The organism is Carboxylicivirga sp. (assembly GCF_982718395.1).
Genome location: NZ_CEXQWX010000028.1, coordinates 14106 through 40701 on the forward strand (window position 1 = coordinate 14106; position 26596 = coordinate 40701).

Here is a 26596-nt window from a genome sequence, read left to right on the forward strand (position 1 = left end):
ATCTATACTTCGCAAGATTATTAAACCAAAATGAAAGATTTTTAAACCCCCAGATAAGGCTTGCGAAATATATTTGTCAGAGATAGTAATTCAATCTCAAACTCAATCGATTATTGAATTATAATTTGATATTAAAATAAAGCAGTATAAGCATGAAGAAATTAGCATTCTTACTCACTATTACCATTGCAGGGCTGGTAAATACACTTTGTGCCCAGCAGGTTGATGACTGGCAAAATCCGGAAGTGTTTGATATTAATAAAGAAAAAGGATATGCGCACCATTTTGCATTCGAAAGCGAGCGTGATGCCAGTGATCGTATTGTAAGCAGATCCAACTTTACCCAAAGCCTTAATGGCATCTGGAAATTTCACATTGTAAAGGAGCCGGGTCAGCGACCAAAAGACTTTTATAAGAATAGCTACGACGTGTCTGCATGGGATGATATAAAAGTACCGTCCAACTGGGAGGTTGAAGGCTACGATACGGCCATCTATGTTAATACCCGCTATCCTTTCTGGCTGATTGCCAAGGAAAGACCAGAGCCACCGTTGATACCTGAAGGGTATAATCCTGTAGGTTCTTATAAACGAGTGTTTGATATTCCGGCTGATTGGATGGACCGTCAGGTCTTTGTTCATTTTGGAGCAGTTAAGTCGGCTTTCTACCTGTGGGTAAATGGTCAGAAAGTTGGTTACAGTCAGGGATCTAAAACACCGGCTGAATTTGATATTACTTCCTATATAAAAGCCGGAGAAAACAATATAGCTCTCGAAGTGTATCGTCGGTCAGATGGTAGTTATCTCGAATGCCAGGATTTTTGGCGTATAAGCGGTATTGAACGTGATGTGATGTTATTTGCCCGACCAAAGGTAAGAATAAGAGATTTCACTGTTGTTGCAGGTTTGGATGATAACTACCGTAATGGCTTGTTCGATTTAAAAGTAGAGTTGGCCAATCATAACAATACCAAGACTGGTGCTTATACGCTTGAAGCAAGACTGACAGATGAGAATGGAGCAGAGCAGTTATTGAAGATGTCGCAAAAAGCAGATGTAACCGGTAAGGAAGCTCAGGTAATATTTGAACAACAAACTGTTGAAGAGCCAAGGAAGTGGAGTGCTGAAGCTCCTAACTTATACCAACTATTGATCACTTTAAAGGATAAAAAAGGAACAATATTGCAAAGTATCAGCCAGCAGGTTGGCTTTCGCACGGCAGAGGTAAAAAATGGTCAGTTTCTGGTGAATGGTCAGCCCGTATTGGTTAAAGGTGTGAACCGCCATGAGCACGACCCGGATAAGGGACATGTAGTTGACGAAGCCAGCATGTTAACCGACATTCGTTTGATGAAGGAGTATAATATCAATACGGTACGTACATGTCATTATCCAACCGACCCGCGTTTTTACGAATTGTGTAACAAATATGGCTTATATGTTATTGATGAGGCAAATATAGAATCTCATGGGATGGGTTATGGTGCAGCCAGTCTGGCTAAAGATCCGACATGGGAAGCTGCCCATATCGACCGTACAGTGCGTATGTTTGAGCGCGACAAAAACCAGCCATGTATTGTTACCTGGTCGTTGGGTAATGAAGCCGGAAATGGCGTTAACTTCGAGGCAACTTATAAGTGGTTAAAGGAACATGACTCAACACGTCCAGTACAATACGAGCGGGCTGGACTTGAGGATAATACCGATATTTTTTGCCCCATGTATATGAGTATCGATAACATGGTAAAATATGCAAAAAAGAATCCTGATCGTCCGCTTATCCAGTGTGAATATGCACACGCCATGGGTAATAGTTGTGGTGGATTAAAAGACTACTGGGATGCAATTGAAGCTTATCCGGCCTTACAAGGCGGTTGTATCTGGGACTGGGTAGACCAGGGACTGAGAGAAGTTGATGAGAACGGACGTATGTATTTTACCTTCGGTGGCGACTATGGAACCAATATGCCAAGTGATGATAGCTTTTGCCTCAATGGTTTGGTTAATCCCGACAGGAAACCGAATCCGCAATTGCACGAAACGAAAAAAGTATACCAGGATATTTCTGTTGTAGCTAAGGATTTATTCAACCATAAATTTGAGATTCAGAACAAGTACTTCTTTACCAACCTGAATCAGTTTGATATTCATTGGCAAATCAGCAATGCCGAGGGAAGAGTGGCTGAAGGAAGTCTGGATATGGATCTGGAGCCGCAAAAGACGAAGGAAATAGACTTTAACGTTGGGCAACTTCCAAAGCTGAAAGCCGGACAGAAATATATTTTGTATTTCTCTTTTACAACAAAGAGGCGCAATGGGCTTGTGGAGGCCGGACATGAATTGGCATGGGAACAGTTCGAGCTGCCAGTTACAGCAATGCCATATACAACAATCGATAATAGCCAGCAACTGAATGTAGTTGAGGAAGACGGATTGATCTCGGTAACAGGAGAAGGTTTTGATATTGTTATATCCAAGCAGAGTGGACAAATTACAAACTACAATTACAAAGGTTATTCTTTAATTGAACGAGGTCCGGCATTGAATTTCTATCGTCCGCTTACCGAAAATGATGTGCGTGATAGATATGGAAGGCGAATCTGGCACAAGGCCGGATTAAATGATCTGAAACAAAGTGTTACAGGTTCAGTTCAGTTGAAACAAAATGATAACGGTACAGTGCAATTAGTAATACCGCTTAAGCTGACCAATGAGGAAAAGGGAACCAATATATCAGCCATTCAGCAATACACCATATTTGCCAATGGTATATTTAATATTGATGTTCAGATTCAGATTCCATCGGGGATTAAAGCAGTTTCAAAGGTAGGCTACCAAAGTCAATTGAATAAATCAATTGACCATGTCAGCTGGTATGGATTAGGTCCTGTACCAACATACTCTGACAGGTATGCGGCTGGTAAGTTCGGCTATTACACTTCTACAGCATACGACATGTATGATCATAACCTGGTTGTACCCCAGGATAATGCTAACAGAAGCGAGGTTAAGTGGGCTTCGGTTACAAACATGGAAGGTATCGGTTTTCTGCTTCGCGCCGATCAGGCAATGAACTTTAGCGCCTATCCATATGCTGATGAAGACATTGATAAGGCACGTCATATGAATGAGTTGGATCAGGCAAATTTTGTAACGCTTAACACCGATATGCATCAGGCAGGACTGGGAACTGCGACCTGCGGACCAGGCGTTTTGCCTCAGTATGTATTGAGTGAGAAAAGCTATGCTTTTAGATTAATGTATCAGCCTATTGACTTAAAAGAGAAGCCTGTGTACGAATGGGTAAGTGAGAAAGTAGAAGATAAAGGTGTCGAATTATTAGTTGCTCCTAAAGTAGACATCAATCGTAATGACAAAGGTATTGTTAGCTTGTCCACAAGTAATTCTGCTAGTATTTATTATAGCCTGAATGATGGTAAATTCAAACGATACAAAAAATCATTTGATTTAAGCCATGGTGGTACAATTAAAGCTTATGCAACAGAAAAGGGCAAACTAAAAGGCTTAATATCAGAGATGGATTTTGATATGAACAAAAGTTCCTGGAAAGTACTTGATGTCAGCAGCGAACACAACGGGTTTTCAGCATCCCGCATATTTGATGGCGATGAAGCAACATTCTGGCACACTAACTGGGAAGATCAATCTCAAGCAATGCCACATTTCGTAACCATAAATATGGGAATGAGTGCAACATATAAAGCACTGAAGTATACACCGCGTCAGGATATGCCGAACGGGCGAATTGTACTATATGATCTGGAGATCAGTGAGGATGGAAACAATTGGAAAACTGTTATTAAAGACGGTAAGTTTAAGAATAACACTACCGCGCAAATTGCAAGCTTTGAGAAAGCTCAGCAAATGAAATACTTTAAACTCACCATAAAGCAGAGTGTGAATGATACATTCTATGCAAGTGTAGGTGAAGTGTCGTTTGTTAAGTAAACTCCGTTAAAGTATGAAGTGAAGTTCCCGAGTAAATCCGGATATCCAAACTGAGGCACGGATGAATAACCAAATTAATTTGGTTATTCATCTGACAAACGAAAATAAAATCTAATCATATGAAAAGAAGACAATTTATTGGAAGAGTAGGTAATGCCAGTTTATTTCTTTTAGCTGGAGGTATTAGTAGTTGTATTGGTAAGAGTCGAAAAGAGTCAGATGATGAGTTTGTTTTTGTTGAAGCTGAGCAATTTGCAGATTTTGGAGGGTGGGATTTAGATCAGCAATCTACTGAAATAATGGGGTCGTCTTATTTGTTGGCTCATGGTTTGGGACGACCGGTGGCAGATGCCACTACTAAAGTGCGTTTCCCTTCTGCCGGGAAATACCGGGTTTGGGTTCGAACTCGCGATTGGGTGGCGCCATGGAATGCTCCCGGAGCACCAGGCAAGTTTCAATTATTGGTTAACAACAAGCCTTTAGATAAAACATTCGGAACCAAAGGAGCTGAGTGGGACTGGCATGATGGTGGTGTGATTAATGTTTCAAATACTGCCAATATTGCGTTGCATGATCTTACTGGTTTCGAAGGACGATGTGATTCGATATTGTTTTGTAAAGATTTGAATTTTAAACCATCTAACGAACTCAAAGCATTAACAGCTTTCAGACGAAAATTACTTGGTCTTTCTGATAAACCGGCTGATGGCGGCGATTTTGATTTTGCAGTGATTGGTGGTGGTTTTGCAGGAGCATGTGCAGCATTGTCTGCGGCACGAAATGGCTTATCCGTTGTTTTGGTTCAGGATCGCCCGGTTTTAGGTGGAAATGGAAGTTCTGAGGTGCGAGTTTGGCCCGAGGGACACATTCAAAAAGATCCGTTTCCGCATATCGGAGATATTGTCAAAGAGATGGCACCTGACCGGCCTAAACCGCGCTATGGTTCTCGTAATGCTTTAACAGGTGATGCTTATGACGATGAAAGAAAAATGAAAGTCATCAAAGCAGAACCACGCATAACATTATTAACCGAAGAGAGGGCGATTGATGCAGAAATTAAAGATGGTAATATTGGTAGTGTTACAATTCAGAATACAAGAACTGCCAAACGTACGAAAATAACTGCTAAATATTTCTCCGATTGTACTGGGGATGCTACCATAGGAGCTATTGCGGGAGCAGATTTTGAAATGACCCAACAGGGGGTGATGGGGATGAGTAACTTATGGTATGTAATGGATGCATCGAGTGAGAAAGAGGTACTTGCATGTGAATGCAAAGATAAAGAACAACTTACAACTGCATTTGAGCAAGGAGACAAAGAACAACCGTTTCCTCGTTGCCCTTGGGCACTGGATTTAAGTGACAAACCATTTCCGGGAAGAAAGAATTTTAAAGGTCAGTGGGGAAGTAAAGAACCACTTGGCAATTTAGGCGGATGGTTTTGGGAAAGTGGTTTCGATAAAAATCCAATAACAGACGTTGAACAAATCAGGGACCATAATTTCAGAGCCATGTATGGCGCATGGGATGCGTTAAAAAATGTGGATAAACAATACCCTAATCATCGACTGGCATGGTCTGCTTTTATAGCAGGTAAAAGAGAGTCACGAAGGTTGATGGGGGATGTTTTTCTGACTGCAGATCATTTTAAAAGTGATACAAAATTTGATGATCCGGCTTTTCCTTGTTCATGGCATATTGATGTACATAAGCCACACGAGGAATATGATGATGGATTAAAAGGACAGGAGTTTATATCAAAAGCGACAACGGGTGCTGATTACGCTTATCATGGTATTTACTGGGCGCCTTATAGAACCTTATATAGCAGGAATATCAATAATTTGTTTATGGCGGGCCGCAATATTAGCGTGAGTCAGGATGGTCTGGGACCTGTAAGGGTTATGTTGACTTGTGGTATGATGGGAGAAACTGTAGGAAAGGCAGCAACCTTATGTGTGAAACACAAAACCAGTCCACGTGATATTTACGAATCTTATCTTGATGAGCTAAAAGAGCTGATGAACAAACCAGGAAAAGATAGAGTGTAATTATTACAAGTCAGGTTATAAATTAATCTGGCTTTATCTTGATATTACTCGTCGTCTGACTAACAGATATTAAGTCAATTTAGTTGGGCAACGAATATGGCGAATAGGGTTACTTCCTAAGCATCTCGAAGATGCTTAGGAAGTTATATAATACTGTTTTGATTTCTGACTGACGTGCTTCTAATCATCAGTTTTCCATTAAATACCTTGGTAACAGGCGATAAATCTTCTTTTTGAATTTGATGCAGCAATAACTCTGCAGCAGCTTTCCCCATTTCATAGGTGGGTTGTTTTACACTGCATAACTGAGGAGTAACCAATTCCGCCATTTGTGTATTGGTAAAGCCCATCACACCAATATCTTCAGGTATTTTATAATGATGATCTTTGAGTGTTTTCATAACGCCCATCGCCACTGGATCATTGGCACAGAAAAAAGCGTTGGGCATATCTTGTTTATAAATAAGGTCCTCTACAATATGCATACCCTCTTTGGCCAGCAGACCAGTTTCAATTACCTTATAATTTTCCTCATTCACCTTATTGTTTTTCATGGCTTTAAGGAATCCATCGATCCGCTCCTTGGCTACACTAAGACCTTTGTACGCTGAAAGGTGATAAATCTTTTTATAGCCTTGCCTTATTAAATGATCGGTAGCAAAATAACTCCATTTTTTATTGTCGAAAATCACTTTTGATGCATTTAGTTTCTCCCTAACACGATTAACAAATACAATAGGACATTCATTTTCGATCTGTTTGAGATAGTAGTTCATGTTTGTTCCATCAAGTGTAGGGGCTATAATAAGTCCATCGACCATGCTGTGGATAAGTGTTTTTACATTGTTGAGTTCTATTTCAGGAGAGTTATCTGATTGCATAACAAGTACCTGATAATTCTCCTTTATAAATATTTCTTGTATAGCTACTATTATTTCGGCATAGAACTCATTGATAAATTCGGGAACAACAACACCAATATTCAGAGTCTTTTGCTGACTTAGCTTTTTTGCAATCGGGTTGGGAAAGTACCCCATTTCTTCCGCTGTTTTCAAAATAAGATCTCGCGTTTCGGGTCGAATATCATACTTGTCATTAAAAGCTCGTGAAACAGTTGAAATGGAGACATTAAGTTTTCGAGCGATGTGTTTGATCGTGACATGTTTCATCTTGGTTGTTTTGGGTTATTCATACAAAAATAAGATATAAAATTAAGGATGTCGAAAATTTCGAAAAAAAAGAAGTTTTTTAAAATTTTTAGAAAGAGTTCAATCATTAAAGTTATTGTTGTAGTTGTATTTTGAAATATACATTTGAAACTATTCCGGTAATATTAAATTAGTTTATGTGTTTAATATCCAATAAATCAAATATTAAAATTAATCGTTGTGATCAAAATGGGAGGAATGTATAAAAATGTTAACTATCGGAACCGTTTCCGTAAAATAAAACCGTTTTCGGTATCGTTTCCGAAAAGTTAATTAGGAAAATGGTAGTCTAAAGGTGAAATGCCCTATAATTTTGACTCGAAATAACTAATCTAAGTTAATATGAAAAGGGAAATTTTATTATTACTTACTTTACTCATTTGTTCAGTTGCAGGAGCACAAACAAAGAGTATTAATGGTACCATTATTGACATAAATGGCGACCCTCTGCCGGGTGTCAACGTAGTCGAAAAGGGAACTACGAATGGTACAATTACCAACCTTGAGGGATTTTATGAGTTGAGATTGGAGAATGAATCGGGAACTCTGGTTTATTCTTTTATTGGTTTTGCTACTCAGGAAGTAGTTGTCGGGGATCAATCGCGTATTGATATTACGCTTATTGAGGACGCAATTGGATTAGACGAAGTTGTCGCTGTTGGTTATGGCGTACAAAAAAAGAGTGACTTGACAGGTTCTGTTGAAGTTGTTGATGCAGAAACATTGACCAAACAAGCAGTTTTCCAAACGAGTCAGGCTTTACAAGGTGCTGCACCTGGTCTAACTGTTATCCAAAGTTCCGGTCAGCCAGGTAGCGATGGTGCGGCTTTGCGCATTAGAGGTATTGGTTCTATTAATGCCAGTAGTAGTCCTTTGATTTTGATCGATGGAATCGAGGGTGATATTGATGGGGTTGACGCAGGTGATATTGAAAATGTCACAGTGCTCAAAGATGCCGGAGCTGCAGCCATTTATGGTAGTCGTGCTTCTAATGGTGTTATTTTGGTAACAACCAAACGTGGTGTCAGTGGAAAGGTCACAGCCAATTATAATGGTTATATGGGTTTTCAGCGACCTACAAATGTACCTGAGTTCCTGGGAGCTATTGATTATCTTGAGCTTGTTGGAGATGACGCTTTACTTGAAGAATACCGGGCTAATCCTAACGACCCGGATAATTACCCGGATGTTAATTGGGCTGACTCTATGTTTTCAGCAGATGGAGCAATGCAATATCACAATATTAGTGTTAGTGGAGGAAGTGATTTTGCAAAAGTAAATGCTTCACTATCATACCAGGATCAGGATGGTAATATTCCTAACTACGGTTTTAAAAGGTATCAGGGGCGAATTAACTCAGATTTTACTATCACTTCGTGGATGATGTTAGCATTAGATGTAAATTATCGAAATGACAATCAAACTAGTCCACGATCAGGAACACAACTGCGTGATGCATATCGACAATTACCAATTTATGCACAGAGATATTCGAATGGCAATTGGGCTAATCCGCCAACTGGTGGTAACTCATTAGCATTTGTCACGCTTGGAGGTGTTAATGATGACGTTAAAGATAATTTCCGTGCACGAATGCAGCTGGAACTGGAGCCATTAAAAGATTTAAAATTAGGTATTACTTATTCTCCGGAGAAGTACGATCAAGTTTTAACACAATGGAGTCCTCAATTTGATTTGTATTCATCACCAGATGATACAAGCCCGGATTTTAGAAGCTTTGGTACAGATAATGAATCAACTTTGAGAAAGTACTACTACCAATCCAGAACTGATAATTTTGTCGCAACCCTTAATTATAATAAGGAAATAGGTTCTCATAAAATTGCAGGTTTAGCAGGCTATGAAAGTATTTACTGGAAATCTGATTACTTTGAAGCTTCAAGATATGGTTACGATGTAGATAATAACACGCTGAATTCAGGTAATCCTGCAACTGCAACAAATGCAGGAAGCGAAAATCATTATGGTTTAATTTCCTATTTCGGAAGGATAAACTATGAATTTGCCAACAAGTATTTATTTACATTTAATATTCGTCGGGATGGCTCATCTCGCTTTGCTGAAAGTCAAAGGTGGGGTGTATTCCCTTCTTTTAGTGCAGGATGGAACTTGCATAATGAAAACTTTTTCCCGCAGAATGATGTATTAACAAGGTTAAAGTTCAGAGGTTCGTGGGGACAACTTGGTAATCAGATTTTGTTGGATGATAATGGGAATCAAATATATTTCCCTTACACCAGCACCATTACAACAGGTCCATCTTATTATGCTAATGGTGAAATACAACAAGGTGCAGTACAAGGTACTTTGGCCAATGAACATATAACCTGGGAAAAATCCGAAACAATGAACATTGGATTTGATTTCGGATTGTTTGGAAATGCTTTATCTGGTGCTATTGAATATTACGACAGACGAACTAAGGACCTTCTGGGTACACAACGTATTCCTTATACAACTGGTTTGAGTGCTCCGATTGCGAATGTTTATAGTATGAAAAATACTGGTATTGATTTTAGTTTGATGTATCGCGGGTCGATTGGTAAACTTAAATACTCAATAGATGGTAATTTCGCTACATTAACCAATGAGGTAACAGATTTAAATGGTGTTGACTTTATTCTTAGTGGAAATTCTATAAATCGGATTGGAGAAGCTGTAAATAGTATTTATGGATATAAAACAATTGGCATTTTTGAGAGTCAGGAAGAAATAGATAGTGCCCCAACTCAATTTGGCGATTTACAAGTTGGGGATCTAAGATATGCAGATGTTAACGGACGAGACGAAAATGGGGAATTAACCGGTCAGCCAGATGGAGTGGTCGACTCTGACGACAGGGTAATATTAGGAAACAGTTTCCCATCTTTAAGTTATGGGTTTAATATCAATCTGGACTATAATAATTTTGATTTCTCTGCTTCGTTTGCAGGAGTTGGTGGAAGAGAAGTTTATTTGAGAGAGTATTTAGTGTGGCCCCTATATAACGGAGGTAATGCTGCCCAATGGATGGTTGATGAAGCCTGGAGACCAGATAATACAGATGCCAGATATCCTGCAATTCGCCTGGGAACCAGTAGTAATAACAACCGTGTTAGTTCAACCTATGTTTACAACGCCAGTTACTTAAGGTTACGTAATCTGACAATAGGTTATACTTTGCCAAATGAATTGGTAAATCGTATAAGCATATCCAATCTAAGAGTTTACGTAAGCGGTCAAAATTTACTGACATTCGATAATATGCCACAGGGTATCGATCCAACAGTGCCTAATGGATCTACCGGAGGTAATTATCCGCTGGTTAAGTCATACACATTTGGTATAAGTGCATCATTTTAATTGAGAAGACATGAAAAGGATAATATACTATATTTTAATTTTGAGCATATCTGCAGGTATTGTATCGTGTGAGGATAAATATCTGGATATTGATCCGATCGATGGATCATCCAGTTCAACTTTTTTTGCAAGTGCTGACGAATTACAGCTCGCTATTAATGCCATTTACGGCCGGGTTGTATCAGTAGCACCAGAAGGATTACCAATGTTTATGTTGATGGATACATGGTTAACCGATAATGGGTTGTATCGAATAACTGATGAACAGTATGGTTTTAGATTATTAAGCAACAGTCAGCACGATCCGGGCTCTGGTTTTGGCGGTATATATTCAGCTTACTATACCTCCATTACGAGGTGTAACAATATGCTGGAAAATATGAACAAAGCTGAGGAAACGATGAGTCCTGAGCAATTTAACGACTTTAAAGCACAGGCGTTAACCATGCGGGCATATTTTTATTCTGTTTTAGTACAACTGTTTGGAGACGTACCATATATGGATTTTATGCCTCAAAGCCCTACCGATGGTTTTATACCACGCACACCTAAAGCTGAAATTATTGAAAATATAATGTCTGATTTAGATGATGCGGCAACACTGATTGATGCTACTCTGACAGGTTCACAAGAACGAATAACATTAACAACAGTTTACGCACTTAAGGCCAGGATAGCACTGTTTGCTAAAGAATATGGTGAAGCCATTACTGCTGCAGATAATGCCTTAGATGCCGCTGTTAGCCAGGGAATTGCTTTGCATTCAGATTATGCGGAGTTGTTTCAATTATCCGGAGAAGGTGCAGGAGAAGTACTGTTGCATAAACCTTATAATGAAGATGCCAATGTTTTTACTTATTTCAACTTACGAATGGGATCACGTTTTGGACACTTTAGTCAAACGGCTCCAACACAAAATCTGATTGATGCTTATCCAACCATTAATGGTTTATCAATAACTGATGATCCGGCTTACGATCCGACCAACCCATGGGAGAATCGGGATCCGCGTCTGCGAGCATCAGTGGTAATGCCACAGGATATTTGGGGTGGAATTGTTTATGAATCTCACCGCGATAGCCTGACAGTAACTGATTATCGAGGTAATACACCAACTCAAATTAGCAATAGAAATTGTCGCAGTGCATCATGGCCGGCATGTTTAACCGGATATCTATGGAAGAAATATGTTGATGAAGCATCAATGGCCGATGGAAAAACCGCAACTTATATTGATTGGATTGTATTGCGCTTAGGAGAAGTTTATTTAATAAAAGCTGAAGCTGAGATCGAAAATAACGGAGATTTGCAGGCAGCAGCAGATGCATTAAATATGCTGAGAGAACGGGCTTATGGTCCGGGTTATCCAATGATTTCAGTTTCAGATCAGGCGAGTATGCGCAAAATCTTAAGAATTGAAAGAAGAGTTGAGTTAGCTAATGAAGGGCATCGATATACCGATGGCTTAAGATGGGGTATATTGGAAAGTATGCGAGGTGAAGCATTAATCGGACGCCCAATGAATCTGGAAACACACTCTTATATTCCAACAATTGATGATGATGGTGTAACTCACTATGCAGAATCAGGTAAATCTCAGTATGATGATTGGAGAAGTTTATTAATGAGTGATGGAACAGTTGACCCAACAGGGTATGATACAAGATTATTTGGTAACTGGACAAATGCAGTAGATCGAAATTTTACTGCTCCACGTGATTATTTATTACCAATTCCGCAGGAAGAAATAGACTTGTATGAGGCCAATGGTTTTGTTTTAACACAAAACGATGGTTATTAAATAATTATTAGAAAGGTGTTGGATTGATATTTAATATCAATCCAACGCTTTTATTGTTTGATATAGATGGAGATTTTATCATTCATCTATGCTAACTTATAGAGATAATTAACAGGGGACTGGATTTTATAAGTTCCAGCAGAAATATAATTTTATTACCAATGAAACTAATCTTTTTCACTATACTGACTTTATTATTAGCTTGTCGCTTACCTGTTGAGAAGGAGTTTACGTATCAAAATCCCATATCAAGAGGAATTGATATTAAAGGCCTAAGAGATTGTCAGGTATTACGTGATGGAGATAATTGGTATTTAACTGGTACTGCTCATCCACATTGGCTGGGTGAACAAACTCATCCTGGTGTCCCACTATATAAATCAAACGATTTAATCGAATGGGAGTTTGTTAAATTTATAGTAACAAATCCTGGTCCGGAAAAATGGTATCACCAGGCATTTTGGGCACCTGAAATACATAAAATTAATAACAAGTACTATGCACTCTTCAATTGTCGTAATGCTAGTTTGGGATACGACTGGCAGCATTTTGGTTACGCTGCTGCCGATCAAATTGAAGGACCTTATAAAGTAGTAACCGAAGATAAACCACTAGCCCGTGGAAATGATATGACCTTATTTAAAGATGATGATGGTAAGGTTTATGCATTTTGGCATACTGTCAATAACGATGGTAGTTTCTGGATGGGATCAGCCGAGATTGACTTGGATAAGGGAAAGTTTTTATCAGAACCAGTGGAGGCTATAAAAACGGGTAAGGTGGATTATGAAACCGATGAAGATGGGAACGTAAAGACAGTATTCCGGTATGGACGAAATGAGAAGGTGATAAAAACTTTTTATGAATGGGATTCGCAAGGATTTGAAGGAGCTTACGTTATAAAGCGAGAAGATACCTATTATTTATTCTACTCGAGTTGGACCAGAGGTTATGAAATTGGCTATGCTACAGCAAACAGTATTAACGGTCCCTGGAAAAAAGCAGATAACAACCCAATTTACGGAGCCACCAGTAAGGACTTGTGTGAACAAAAAGGTTTTGAGTACACCGGAAACCCTGAAAATCCTTTTTATGCAGTGGGGCATAATGAAATATTCACCGGGCCGGATGGACGCTTGTGGTTATCATGCCATGGGCAAAAAAAGGATAATGCAACTCCGTTTTTAGTGATTGATCCACTGAATTTTAATGTGAATGGTGAAATCATGAGGAAAGAACCATCACATACCTTGCAAACCATTAAATACTGAAAATTATCAAAAGGGAAAGATTAAAAATATTAGCACTGATTGTTATTGCGATTTTGCTTGTTACTTGTAAGCCTGAGGAGCAAAATATTTTTGTTCGTTACGAAGGGCTCAAAGAAAGTGATAAGTTTAAAGTGACCGTCAATAAACAACCAGTTTTTGTTGCGGAAGAAACATGTTTTGGAAATCAGATTTTCCATACAACACAGTTTACAGTAACCCAACTAACAAATATTGAAGTTTATTGTAAAGAGCATATAAACGATTTTGAAATTTATCCGCATCACTATCAGGATAGCGTAATACTTTCCGGTAACCGCTTAATATTACAAATTCATAAGCCTGTTATGATGATGCTCAAAGTAAACAACTACAAACCGTTATGTCTGTTTCAGTCACCACCAGAGCAAATTATTCCGTCTCCTGAAGATGATAATGTGATATACTTTAAAAAAGGGGTTCATAATGCGGGAGTTATTACGCCTAAAAGTAATCAATGTATTTACCTCGAACAGGGAGCTTATGTGAAAGGTCGGATATTTGCCGATGGAGTGAAAAATGTTATAGTTAAAGGTCGTGGTATCATTGATGCAAGAGGTTACACAAGTAAAAAGGAGCGAATATGCGCCATCGAGTTTCGTCATTCAGAAAATATAATTGTTGAGGGGATTGGAATTCGTTCTGGTATTTGGTGGCAAACATTATTCCTGCTTTGTAACGATGTAAATGTAAGCAATCTGAACCTGATGAGTTTTGGCGAAAACAATGATGGAATTGATATTGATGGAGTTACCAATTTCAAAGCAAGTAACTGCTGGATTGGCTGTGGTGATGATGGTTTTGGCTGGCACGCTTTAGATGCCAAAGCTAATGGAGAGCCGCCAACGCGCAACTGTATAGCTGAGAATTGCATAATTTTTAATGCCTATGCAGGTAATGGATTGAGAATTGGAGCTTCCATGGAAACCCAGTTATTTGAGGATATTACTTTTCGAAATATTGAAGTAATTAGTCATGTAAATGCAGCCATTAGAAGCGATCATTCAGATTGGGCTCAATGTAAAAATATCAGATTTGAAAATTTTTATATCCACAAACCTTCTCGTCCGATTGAAATACGCATCGAAAAAACAGGCTATAGTAATAATAATGGTTTCCGGGATGAAAGGGGGCATTTTGATGGATTATACTTTAATAATGTGATTGCAAACGGAGGTAACATCATTCTTGAAGGTTATGATGAAAACCATATGATTCAGAATGTGAATTTTAACGATTGTTTCAATGATGGGACGAAAGTGACACGATTACAATTGATTAAAACAAACGACTTTGTCGAAGATATAACCGTTCAATAGGAAGAATCAATTTTTATTAAGATGAGAAAGAAGAATTTGTCGATATTATTTCACCTATCACTGTTTTATATGTGTTTTAGCAGTCATGCTCAAAATCAAAAAACACTTGAAGAAATAACCCAGTATACAATAGACTCCTGTGATATTTGCATGGAGGACAGGTATACCATCGGAACGGAATTGTTTGAGTTGGGTGAGATTTTTACAGCCCATGAAATACCCTATCTTAATGATCATTCCATTATATACAATCCAGATGAAAAAAAGTGGCATTTATATGGAATACCACAAGATTCCAGAGTTTTTATACACTTAACAGCTGATTCATTATCACAAAGGGGCTGGAAACGAGAGAAGGATTTTAGAACGGATGGATCTGCTATTTGGGCACCACACATTATTTTTCACCATGGTGTTTACCATATGTTTTATACGCAGATTGGTGTACCTAGAGAATTACATCATGTGGTATCATTGGATTTGTACAACTGGACAAAATCGGAAAAGCCTATTCTGGCACAAAAAAATGAATACTCAGAAAATCTGAAAAATAAAGATCCTATGGTATTTTGGGATGAAGATAAAGAACAGTGGATCATGTATTACAGTGCCATGAAAGATGACAAACATTGGGTGGTTGGATATAGCACAAGTAAAGATCTAAGGAATTGGACAGAAATGGAGATTTGCTTTGATGAGCGTACAACATCACCTGCTGTGGAATCTCCGTTTGTTGTTAAAAGAGGTAAATACTATTACCTGTTCTTGTCGGCTCGCCCTTGGGAAATTGGCGGAGAAGATGTGTTTAGAAGTAAAACACCTTATAAATGGGACGCAAAAGATCATATACAACGGGTTAATCCATGGCATGCGGCCGAACTGGTGCAGGACTTAGATGGTCAATGGTATATGACCTTATCAACCGGGCGTCAGTGCCGCAATTTTAGGATGGCACCATTGTACTGGAAAGATGGTTTAAAGAAATAAGATATGAAGCAACTGATATCTATATTGCTTTTTTGTTTTTTGTTATGCCTTGTGGCTCAAGACAATGTGAACGAACGCCCCAATATCCTTCTGATTATTGCTGATGATTTAAGCAGTGATGATATTAGTTGTTACGGAAACAAAGGTATTAAAACGCCTAACTTGCAAAAATTGGCGGATGCCGGAATAACGTTTACCAATGCTTACCTGACTGCAGCCAATTGTAGTCCCAGCCGGGCAAGTATAGCTACAGGTCGCTGGCCGGTATCAAACGGACAAACTGACCTGGCTACCGGGGCCTTACCGCAATACAATGTCCCCTTTTCCCAGTTTTTTGATGGTATAGATTATTTGCCGGAAGTATTACAAAAAGCAGGCTATTATACTGCACAAAGTGGTAAATGGCACATTGGATATCACTGGGCAAATGCAAGCGGACCGGTTAAAAACGGATTTCACCACACCGATAATGATGGAGGTCAGTCCGGTTGCGGTAACTGGGTACAGGTGCTGGAAGATCGTCCAAAAGACAAGCCTTTTTTTATGTGGTTTGCTGCTCACGACCCGCACGATCCGTGGACTGCGCCCAAGGTACATTCTCCTGATGATGTTATGGTCCCTCCATATATTCCCGATACGAAATACATGCGCGGACAGCTTGCCAAATATTATGACGAAATTTATCGTATGGATTCTCACATCGGAAATGTTGTTGAAAAGCTGAAAGAGCAGGGTGTTTACGAGAATACAATTATTGTGTTTATTTCGGATAACGGTCGTGGTTTCTGGCGTTCGAAAGCTTACATTTATGATGCGGGAATGAAAACACCTTTACTGGTCAGCTGGCCGGCACAGATTAAAGAAAAGCAAATCGGAGATCAATTGATAAGTGCTATTGATCTAGCCCCGACATTTGTTGAGTCGGCAGGGTTGGAATCAGAAGATTATACCTTTCAGGGACGTTCGGTTCTCAAAAACTGGTTGGATGCAGATTCCCCTGACCTTAACAAATACATTTTTTCCGAACAGAACTGGCATGGCTATTCAAGTCATTATCGTTCGGTGCGCGATACCGATGGTTTTGTTTATATCTGGAATGGCCACCCCGAAAGAAGCGGAATTGGAAATAAGGCATTTGTAGCTGAAATGATTAAATTAAATGATGCCGGGGAGTTGACAGATTTGCAAAAAGACCCTTTCCGTTTTCCACGCGATGAGGAAGAACTGTATCATTATAAAAGCGATGTTCATCAAACGCAGAATCTTGCAACAAATCCAGAATATGCAGCAAAATTAAAAGAGCTTCGGAAAGTGTTTCGAAAGTGGCAAAAACTTACAGGCGATAAAATTTCGGAAAATGAAGTGCCTGACTGGTACCAACGTCCTTACTCAGAAGAGAAACCCCAAAAAGGTATTTGGGGCGACCCTCCGGGAACACGCAATTTTGGTGTGGGGAAAGAGTATGAAGTAAAGAAACTAACTGGTATAAAATAAATACCTGATGAAATATCTAAAATTAATAGTTATTGCTCTTTTGGTTACAGTCTTTTTTAGCTGCAATTACAAAAAACAGAATGAACCAATAAGTGATTTCTCAACATTAATTCAACCGGCTTCGAAGAGCTCAATCCTTGAGGAGGATGGCTATTATGTTTGGGGTGGTTCTGTTGTTAAAGGAAATGATGGCCATTACCACATGTTTTATTCACGTTGGAAGCAGGATACCTATTTTAGTGGATGGGTAACACATTCAGAGATAGCCCATGCAGTTTCAGAAAAACCAGAAGGACCATTTAAATTTAAAGATGTAGCATTACCGGCACGTGGAGCAGAATATTGGGATGGCTTATGCACTCATAACCCTACCATCAAGGAATTTGATGGAAAATATTACCTCTATTACATGGGCAATACGGGCGATGGTGTAGCTATGCAAGATCTGAATTTCTCACACCGCAACAATCAGCGAATAGGAGTGGCATGGGCTGATTCACCCAATGGCCCCTGGAATCGAAATGAGCAACCTTTTGTGGATGTGTCAGAAGAAGAAAATGCCTGGGATGCTTTGATGACCAGTAATCCATCGGTAACGCAAATGCGTGATGGTAAGTTTTTAGTTGTTTACAAAGCTGTTGCTAAGCATAAACCAATGCCTTTTGGTGGTCCGCTAACTCATCTGGCTGCAATTGCAGAATCTCCAACAGGTCCTGTCAAAAAGATTAATCAAAGGATATTCTACAAAGAGGGCGAAATGTTTCCGGCTGAAGATACTTTTGTGTGGTACCAGGAAAGCTGTGACCTTTATTATGCAATTGTAAAAGATATGCATGGAGCTTTTACAAAAGCAGGAGTTTCGTTAGCCTTTTTTGAATCAAAGGATGGTCTTCATTGGAAACCTTCTGCTAATCCCCTAGCATCGAAACTGGAAGTGGTGTGGCAGGATGGTACAAGAGAAAAGTTGGCCAAGTTGGAAAGAGCTCAGATTTTGTTTGAAAAAGGACAGCCAATTATGTTGTACTGCGCTTCTGGAAAGCCGGGTGAATTTCCGGCTAAATCATTTAACATCCACATACCACTCAATATAAATAGTACAAACCAGAATAAATAATCATGAATAAAATTGTAGGCAGAGGTTTAATTTTAGTGTTTTTGGCAATTTCTACATTCGTCAATTCATGCTCAAATTACGATAAAGATAAATTACTCTTAAAAAGTGATTCTCATACACTGGTAGTGAACACTGCCAACATGCAATTGCATATTGAGGAAAAGAAGGAAGGTATTATTGTGCCGGGAGATATGGTTTCTGGATTGTTTATTAACGATCAGCCGGTTATAAATACAAAAGTGCTTTCAAATAGAGATAACGAAATTTTACTTACTGCTACTACTTCTAATGAACAACAGGCAAAAGTTGAAATCACTTTTGAGGATGGGATGGCAACGGTTTCAGTTGAACCTAAAAGTGACGGTAAAAGCAAAGTTTCACTTCGTTTTGGAGGTATGCCTGTTGCACACGGATTGGGTGATGCAGGAGGTTGGAATAAATCTTTTGATTTAGCTGGTGCAGAAGAAAAGGAATTTAAGATCGAAAATGACGGCGGCGGAAAACGTTGGTTAAGTACGTTTACTATTTTCCCAAAAAATAACTTTGCCGGTGCTTTTTTTGATCGTGGTAAGAAAAGCGTAATTCTTTCTGAAAATACGTATCAGTTAAATACGGAGATTAAAGGTCAATCAACTTTTTATTTTTTCACAGGTAGTAACAAGCAAATCTATGCCAACTATAAAAAAGTAAGAAATGAGAACGGTTATGAAGATATCAAACCCAAATCAAGATTATTTGAATTAGGCTGGGAATCATGGGATGCTTTGGGCTGGAATACCAATCAACATACCGTTAAAGAAATATTGGAAAAGTATAAGAAAGAAGGATATCCTATAAAATGGGCAGTAACAGGATCCGGTTTTTGGGATGAGGGCGGAACAACGACCAGTTTTGGTCGCTTTGGCAAGAAATTCTCAGATCCAAAAGGATTTAAACAGTGGATGCATCAAAATGATATCTGCTGGATGATTGGCTTACGAACCAATTTTATTCCTTCCGGTGGGCCTTATTTTCCTAAAACAAAAAAACGAGATAAGAACCTGAAAGTTCGTTCTTTTTATGGGAATGATATTACCGACGAAGCGTTGGCAAAGCAGTTTTTAATGATGGATGCCAGTGGACAACCATTCAAAATTACGTCGACTGTTTTCCCGATTGTACCGTGTTATATGCTGGATGGTAACGTTCCGGGGGCTGCAGAATGGTATCAAAAGCAATATGCTAAGTGGGATGTTGATGGTATAAAAGAAGATACCATGATGGACTTAGAGGAGGAGACATCCATCTTTAACAAACCAATTGCTCAAATAGCCAAAGAAGGAGGGAATGTAATGGCTCGCTGCGGAGAAATATCGGCACCGGGAACCTTATTAAGAATTAATGATACAGGTGTGTGGTCAATGAAACAACGTACGCCAATAAATTACTTTCAATATGCTGCTTGTGGATTCCCCAATGTGTATTCAGATGTGGCAGGCATCCACAATATGCACAATGTAAAAGATGTGGTGGCAAACTTACGGCATACATGGATGTTGTCACTTACTGCCGGTATTGCAGTTGGTGCATCACCCGACAAATGGTCACAGAAGGAACAGACAATTTTCAAAAAAGCTATAGACTACCACTATCAGTTGGTGCCTTATATGTATAGTGCCGGAATGAAAACTTATAAAAGCGGTTACCCATATACATTGACGCCTATGAGTATTGCTTTTTCTGATGATGCTTTAGCTGTAGATTTTCAGAATTATCAATGGATGATAGGAGAATCTATATTAGCTACGCCAATATTAAAGCAACCTAACGTAGAACAAAAAGATATTTATTTGCCAGAGGGCATTTGGTATGACTGGGAAAGTGGAGAAAAATATGTAGGTCCAATTACCTTAAATGATTACAAAATACCGGTAGATCAAACACCGTGCTTTGTTGGAGGGAACGGCATTGTTTTACTCCGAAAAATAGATTCAGATGATCTAATTGCCAGAGTTTATGAAGTTGAAAAGAAAGCCAAAGCTGATTTTTATACCTTAAACGAAGGTACTAAGTACACAATTGAAGTAGCCAAAGAAGATTTATTAAATATTAGAGTAGTTGACTTAACATCTGGAAAAGATATCGTAAAAACCAAAGGTGAAGGATATATTGAATTTGATGTTGTAGAGGGACATAGTTATAAATTGAAGTAAGATGGACATTATAGATTATTCAGTAATCATTCTTTTTTCAATACTAATTGTATTGGCCGGATTATCGTTTCGCAAACGGGGTTCTGATATGAAGTCATACTTTGCGGCAGGAGGATCTGTTCCTTGGTCCATTAGTGGATTGTCGCTTTTTATGAGCTTTTTCTCAGCCGGAACTTTTGTGGTTTGGGGATCAATTGCCTATGAACTGGGTTTTGTTGCGGTAACCATTCAGTTAACCATGTGTCTTGGAGGATTCGTGGTGGCCTATTATATTGCACCCGGATGGAAACGAACACAGAGTTTAACAGCGGCCGAGTTTGTGCGCAAACGCCTGGGAGATCGCACACAAAAGTTCTATACATATTTGATTCTGGTTTTATCATTGGCCTATACAGGCGCATTTTTATATCCGGTCGCCAAAATTGTTAATGTATCAACAGGTTTTTCAATAGAAGCCTGCGTGATTGTTCTGGGACTTTTGATTCTACTGTATACCGTTGTTGGTGGTCTATGGGCTGTTATTATTACCGACGTGCTTCAGTTTGTGATTTTAACGGCTGCCGTAGTAATTGTAGTCATTTTGTCGGTTGATAACGTAGGAGGTTTGTCTTCTTTTGTAGAAAAGGCCCCGAGCGATTTCTTTAATATCACCGGTGGTGAATACAGTCTGTGGTTCATCATTGCCTTTGCGATTTATAACACAATATTTATTGGAGGCAACTGGGCCTATGTTCAGCGTTACACAAGCGTTGGTTCGGTAAAAGCAGCCAAAAAGGTAGGATTATCTTTTGCCTGGCTGTATTTACTAAGTCCGCTTATCTGGATGCTTCCACCGATGATCTATCGCGTGATAAATCCTGAATTGAGCGGCCTGGAGAAGGAAGGGGCATATTTGCTGGCCTGTAAACAAGTTCTGCCAAAAGGGATGCTTGGCCTGATGTTGGGGGGTATGATATTCGCCACAGCCAGTTCAGTCAATACAACTTTAAATCTGGCAGCATCAGTCATTACCAATGATATTTACAAGGTGTTGCGACCCAAAGCTACGATTAATTCAACCATGAAAGTAGCAAAACTCTCCACCTTGATATTTGGTTTGGCTACCATTGCAGTTGCTTTAATAGTAACGGCCGCAGGTGGCATTGTAAACGTTGTATTAAGCGTGGGTGCAGTTACAGGTTGTTCTTTATACGGACCACCGATATGGGCCATTTTTTCGAAATGCCACAGTGGTAAATCCATCCTTTGGATTACAAGTATTAGTCTTATTATAAATGTAGGAGTAAAATTCTTAGCAGAACCGATCATGGGAGCTGCCTTAAGTCGTGCCAGTGAAATGCTGCTGGGGGCACTTCTGCCTTTAGGCTTGTTATTGGCTTACGAAATATATGCCTGTTATAAAAATGCTATTTCAGAGGACTATCTAGATTACAAGAATGATCTTTCTGAAGAAGTTGTTGAAACACAAACATCTGCTCAGAATGAATACGGATTAAAGGTGTTATCCATCACACTGGGCATTGTAGGAGCTCTGATCGTTACCCTTGGGTTTTTATCGGTAAGCTCAAAGGTTTTAGTAATGTCGGTTGGTATTATGGTGGTTGCACTTGCAGTTATAATTCACCCTAACATAAAACTCAAATTCAATTAAGATGATTAAAGAAGGAACAGAAAAGTCGAGACAAAATAAAATCATTCATTATAAGGTTGACCTGGCTGTTGCGGGAGGTGGTCTTTCAGGAGTATGTGCAGCCATTGTAGCAGCTCGTCAGGGCTTAAAAGTAGTATTGGTACAAGATCGGCCGGTGTTGGGTGGAAACGCATCAAGTGAAGTTCGTTTGTGGGCTTTGGGTGCCACATCGCACATGGGCAACAATAACCGTTGGTCGCGAGAGAGTGGTTTGATTAATGAGATTTTACTGGAGAACCTTAAACGAAATAAAGAAGGCAATGCATTAATATTTGATACCATCTTATTAGAAAAGGTGCTGGAAGAGGAAAATATTCAGCTTTTGTTGAATACAGCAGTATACGAAGTAGAGAAAGAATCAGATACTAAAATTAAAAACCTACTGGCTTTCTGTAGCCAAAATTCGACCACATACAAAGTGTCTGCACCATACTTTTGCGATGCATCAGGAGATGGAATTGTTAGTTTTATGGCTGGTGCATCTTTCAGAATGGGAGCAGAGAAGAAGGATGAGTTTGATGAAGGTTTTGCGCCTAATATTGAGGATTACGGCGATTTACTAGGTCATTCGTTATATTTCTACACCAAAGACACAGGAAGACCGGTCAGCTATAAAGCACCATCCTTTGCAATTAAAAATGCTGCTGAGTTGCCACGCATTAAGAATTACCAATTTAATCAGCACGGGTGCCGACTTTGGTGGGTTGAATATGGCGGGCGCCTCAACACCATCTATCAGTCTGAAGATATTAAGATGGAATTATGGAAGGTCGTTTACGGCATTTGGGACTATGTGAAAAACAGTGGTGAATATCCAGAGGCTGAAAATCTAACCTTGGAATGGGTTGGAACAATTCCCGGCAAAAGAGAAAGCCGAAGGTTTGAGGGTGACTATATGCTTAACCAAAGGGATATTGTAGAGCAACGTGATCATTACGATCGGGTGGTTTACGGCGGTTGGGCTATGGACTTACATCCGGCAGATGGTATTTATAGTAAGCACAACTCATGTTCGCAATGGCATGGTAAGGGAGTTTATTCAATACCTTACCGTTGCTACTACAGTAAAGATATCAACAATCTGTTCCTGGCTGGAAGGATAATCAGTGCCTCTCATGTCGCTTTCGGATCATCAAGAATTATGCTCACTTGTGCCTTAGGAGGCCAGGCTGTAGGTATGGCTGCAGCTTTATGTCTGAATAGTGGTTTTACAAATCGAGAGTTAGGACAGAAACAAAATATTGGCCAGCTTCAGTTGGCTCTAAATAAGAACGGGCAGAGTATCCCACGTTTGGATTGGAACGATCCGGATGACTTGGTTAAAGAAGCATCTATCAACGCCTCATCAGAGTTGCATCTGCAAGAACTTGTTTCGAATGGCGAATGGCAAAAATTGAAATTTAGCACAGCCCAGTTATTACCGTTATCAGCCAACACTAATTATCAATTTAAACTAAAGGTTCGTTCTCTCGAAACTTGTAAGCTTTCAGTTGCTTTATTAACCAGCAGTTCAGCCAAACACTTTACGCCTGACAAGAGTTTGCAGGAGTTGGATTTTAAGCTGGATAAAGGGGAGCATGAGATTAAAATAAATACAGATTTCCAGTTGGAAGCAGATGCTTACGTCTATCTGGCTTTAATAAAAAATGAAGCAGTTGAAGTGGCACTTAGTGAGCGGCGAATCACAGGCACTCTAACAGTGCAGAATAAGATAAATCCGGCAGTATCTAACTTTGGCAAGCAAGAGCCTGATCCGGTTTTAGGATTAGATGCTTTTGAGTTCTGGACACCTGAACGCCGTCCGGCGGGTAAAAATCTGGCGATGAAGATAGAGCCTGCATTAGATAGCTTTAATTTGAACCAAGTATGCAATGGCGAAATTCGCCCAACATCCGAAGGGAGAACAAATGCCTGGGTGGCTGATTGGTCAGATGAACATCCGGAATTAAAACTGAAATGGAATTCGGAAAAGACTATTTCAAAGCTACAGCTGTTTTTTGATCCAGACTTTGACCATGCATTGGAATGTAATTTACTGGAACATCCCGAATCGGAGATTCCATTTGTTGTAGCCGACTACGAAATTTATGATGAAAACGGTCAGTTGCTGTATGAAAAGAAAGGAAACTATCAGGCGATAAATGAGATTGTTCTCGAAAAACCAGTTACAACCAATGCATTGAAAGTGGTTTTTGCAAAGAAGCTTCCCAATGTGCCTGTTTCTCTTTTCAAAGTTGTTGTTAGTTAACTAAATTATTCAAACATGTGTATCAGATATCTATGCTGTCTTATTCCCTGAATAATAGTGATAACTTCTGTCATAGGACCAAAAATTCTTTGGTTACTACTAGGTGAAAGATCATTCAACTTTTTAGGTAGAAATTTGAACCAGCTTCAATCATCAATCTGATAGCTTTGCTAAAGAATAAGGTTTTATTTATTCATAATGTTTTTATAAAAAATTGAAAATAATAAAGATATGAAGTTTGTTAGCACCATTGCACTCGTATTAATCTTTGCTCTGAATGGTTTCGGACAACGAACTCCTAATGCACAAACTGAGGGAATAAGTCAGAAAAAATCCGGAAACATAACGCACACTAAAGAGATAGAAAAAGAAAGTGGAAGCATTTGGTGGATGGGAATCATCGGCAAAGGGCATCAGATGCCATTCGATAGAAATATTGAAATTGATACTTGGGGTGTGGGTTACGGAAACCAGGTACAACCTTTGATTTTATCCGATCAGGGTGACCTTATCTGGAGTGAAGAGCCACTGAAGATTAAAAATACGGCAGATAAGTTAATTGTTTCGAGCAGATCAGAAATACTCATAAATAAAGTGGCTGGAGGTTTACGAGACGCCTATCAAATGGCTAGTAAAAACTATTTCCCTCCATCAGGAAAGATGCCCGATGAATTGCTTTTTACAGCACCACAGTACAATACCTGGATTGAATTGATGTACGATCAAAATCAGAATGATATTTTAAGATATGCAAAAGATATCCGTCAGAATGGTTATCCAGCCGGGGTTTTGATGATTGATGATAACTGGCAGGAAGATTATGGGAAATGGAATTTTCATGAAGGACGGTTTGATGACCCCAAGGCCATGATGGATGAATTGCATGACATGGGATATAAGGTTATGTTATGGGTTTGTCCGTTTGTGAGTCCCGATTGTGATGTGTACCGCGAACTGGAAAGTAAGGGTTATTTTTTGAAGGATGATACCGGCAGACCAGCTATGATTCGGTGGTGGAATGGTGTTAGTGCTTTACTGGATCTTTCCAATCCCAAAGCACAAGAATGGTTTAAAGCAGAATTGCAACGTTTGGTTGATGATTATGGTGTTGATGGTTTTAAGCTGGATGCAGGCGATGCACGCTTTTATACAGGCAATGTTAATCTGAATGGATTATCACCCAACGATCACTCCCAATTGTATGGTGAAATAGGATTGGATTTTCCATTAAATGAGTACCGGGCTATGTGGAAAATGGGTGGACAGCCTCTGGCCGAACGACTGCATGATAAAGACCATAGTTGGCATCACTTAAACTGGCTGATACCTCAAATGTTAGTTGAAGGTATAATGGGATACCCCTTCTCGTGCCCTGATATGATCGGTGGAGGCCAATACACATCATTTTTGGATGGTGCAGTTATCGATCAGGAGTTAGTTGTTCGGTCGGCCCAATGTCATGCCTTAATGCCAATGATGCAATTCTCAGTGGCTCCATGGCGTATTTTAGACGAGCAGCATCAAAAGGCTGTAAAAGGTGCAGTGGATATTCGCCAGAATTATAAGGATTACATCTTGAAACTAGCAAAGGATGCCGCAAAAACAGGTGAACCTATTATGCGACCTATGGAATACAACTATCCACAACAGGGATTTGCCAAAATAAAGGATCAATTTATGTTGGGAGAGAAAATACTGGTAGCGCCTGTTGTAAAACAAAATGCAAGAAGTAGAATGGTTCATTTACCCAAGGGAAAATGGAAATTACCGAATGGCAAAATTGTTCGTGGAGGTAAAATCAAAAGCTTTGATGTTGCGCTGGATGAACTATTGTATTTTGAAAAGCAATAG

14 protein-coding genes are annotated in these 26596 nt (G+C 39.3%); 13 read left to right on the forward strand and 1 reads right to left on the reverse strand.

Annotation, left to right across the window (positions count from 1 at the left end; all coding sequences use genetic code 11):
• Positions 1 to 152 precede the first annotated feature (152 nt).
• The gene (lacZ, locus tag AC4MRQ_RS07540; protein WP_491197050.1) at positions 153 to 3968 is read left to right on the forward strand and encodes a beta-galactosidase, LacZ type; all 3816 of its coding nucleotides are present in this window, start codon (positions 153 to 155) and stop codon (positions 3966 to 3968) included.
• Positions 3969 to 4087: 119 nt separating this feature from the next.
• Positions 4088 to 6022, forward strand: a complete 1935-nt coding sequence (locus AC4MRQ_RS07545; protein WP_491197051.1) for an FAD-dependent oxidoreductase — start codon at positions 4088 to 4090, stop codon at positions 6020 to 6022.
• Positions 6023 to 6165: 143 nt separating this feature from the next.
• On the opposite strand, the gene AC4MRQ_RS07550 is transcribed toward AC4MRQ_RS07545, so the two are convergent.
• Positions 6166 to 7191: a LacI family DNA-binding transcriptional regulator gene (locus AC4MRQ_RS07550; RefSeq protein WP_491197052.1), complete on the reverse strand. Its 1026-nt coding sequence runs from the start codon at positions 7189 to 7191 to the stop codon at positions 6166 to 6168.
• A gap of 381 nt (positions 7192 to 7572) precedes the next feature.
• Between AC4MRQ_RS07550 and AC4MRQ_RS07555 the strand changes: the two genes are divergently transcribed.
• The 11 genes from AC4MRQ_RS07555 (at position 7573) to AC4MRQ_RS07605 (ending at position 26596) form a co-directional block, all read left to right on the forward strand.
• On the forward strand, positions 7573 to 10593 hold the full coding sequence (locus AC4MRQ_RS07555; protein ID WP_491197053.1) for a SusC/RagA family TonB-linked outer membrane protein: 3021 nt from the start codon (positions 7573 to 7575) through the stop codon (positions 10591 to 10593).
• A 10-nt stretch (positions 10594 to 10603) separates the two neighbouring features.
• Positions 10604 to 12394 carry a RagB/SusD family nutrient uptake outer membrane protein gene (locus AC4MRQ_RS07560; protein WP_491197054.1) on the forward strand — a complete coding sequence of 597 codons (1791 nt, stop codon included), beginning with the start codon at positions 10604 to 10606 and terminating at the stop codon, positions 12392 to 12394.
• 161 nt (positions 12395 to 12555) lie between these two features.
• Entirely contained in the window at positions 12556 to 13665 is a 1110-nt protein-coding gene (locus tag AC4MRQ_RS07565) for a glycoside hydrolase family 43 protein (RefSeq protein WP_491197055.1), read from the forward strand.
• A 53-nt stretch (positions 13666 to 13718) separates the two neighbouring features.
• Positions 13719 to 15020 carry a glycosyl hydrolase family 28 protein gene (locus tag AC4MRQ_RS07570; protein ID WP_491197056.1) on the forward strand — a complete coding sequence of 434 codons (1302 nt, stop codon included), beginning with the start codon at positions 13719 to 13721 and terminating at the stop codon, positions 15018 to 15020.
• 21 nt (positions 15021 to 15041) lie between these two features.
• Positions 15042 to 16007 (forward strand): family 43 glycosylhydrolase, encoded by a 966-nt coding sequence (locus AC4MRQ_RS07575; RefSeq protein WP_491197057.1) that lies wholly within the window; start codon positions 15042 to 15044, stop codon positions 16005 to 16007.
• A gap of 3 nt (positions 16008 to 16010) precedes the next feature.
• Positions 16011 to 17501, forward strand: coding sequence for a sulfatase family protein (locus AC4MRQ_RS07580; RefSeq protein ID WP_491197058.1), 1491 nt, complete (start codon positions 16011 to 16013; stop codon positions 17499 to 17501).
• A gap of 7 nt (positions 17502 to 17508) precedes the next feature.
• Positions 17509 to 18615: a glycoside hydrolase family protein gene (locus tag AC4MRQ_RS07585; RefSeq protein WP_491197059.1), complete on the forward strand. Its 1107-nt coding sequence runs from the start codon at positions 17509 to 17511 to the stop codon at positions 18613 to 18615.
• A gap of 2 nt (positions 18616 to 18617) precedes the next feature.
• Entirely contained in the window at positions 18618 to 20807 is a 2190-nt protein-coding gene (locus tag AC4MRQ_RS07590; RefSeq protein ID WP_491197060.1) for a TIM-barrel domain-containing protein, read from the forward strand.
• A 1-nt stretch (position 20808) separates the two neighbouring features.
• A complete protein-coding gene (locus AC4MRQ_RS07595; protein WP_491197061.1) occupies positions 20809 to 22458 on the forward strand; it encodes a sodium:solute symporter family protein in 1650 nt (549 codons plus the stop codon).
• Between the two features lies 1 nt (position 22459).
• The gene (locus tag AC4MRQ_RS07600; protein WP_491197062.1) at positions 22460 to 24745 is read left to right on the forward strand and encodes an FAD-dependent oxidoreductase; all 2286 of its coding nucleotides are present in this window, start codon (positions 22460 to 22462) and stop codon (positions 24743 to 24745) included.
• Between the two features lie 231 nt (positions 24746 to 24976).
• Positions 24977 to 26596 carry a glycoside hydrolase family 31 protein gene (locus AC4MRQ_RS07605; RefSeq protein WP_491197063.1) on the forward strand — a complete coding sequence of 540 codons (1620 nt, stop codon included), beginning with the start codon at positions 24977 to 24979 and terminating at the stop codon, positions 26594 to 26596.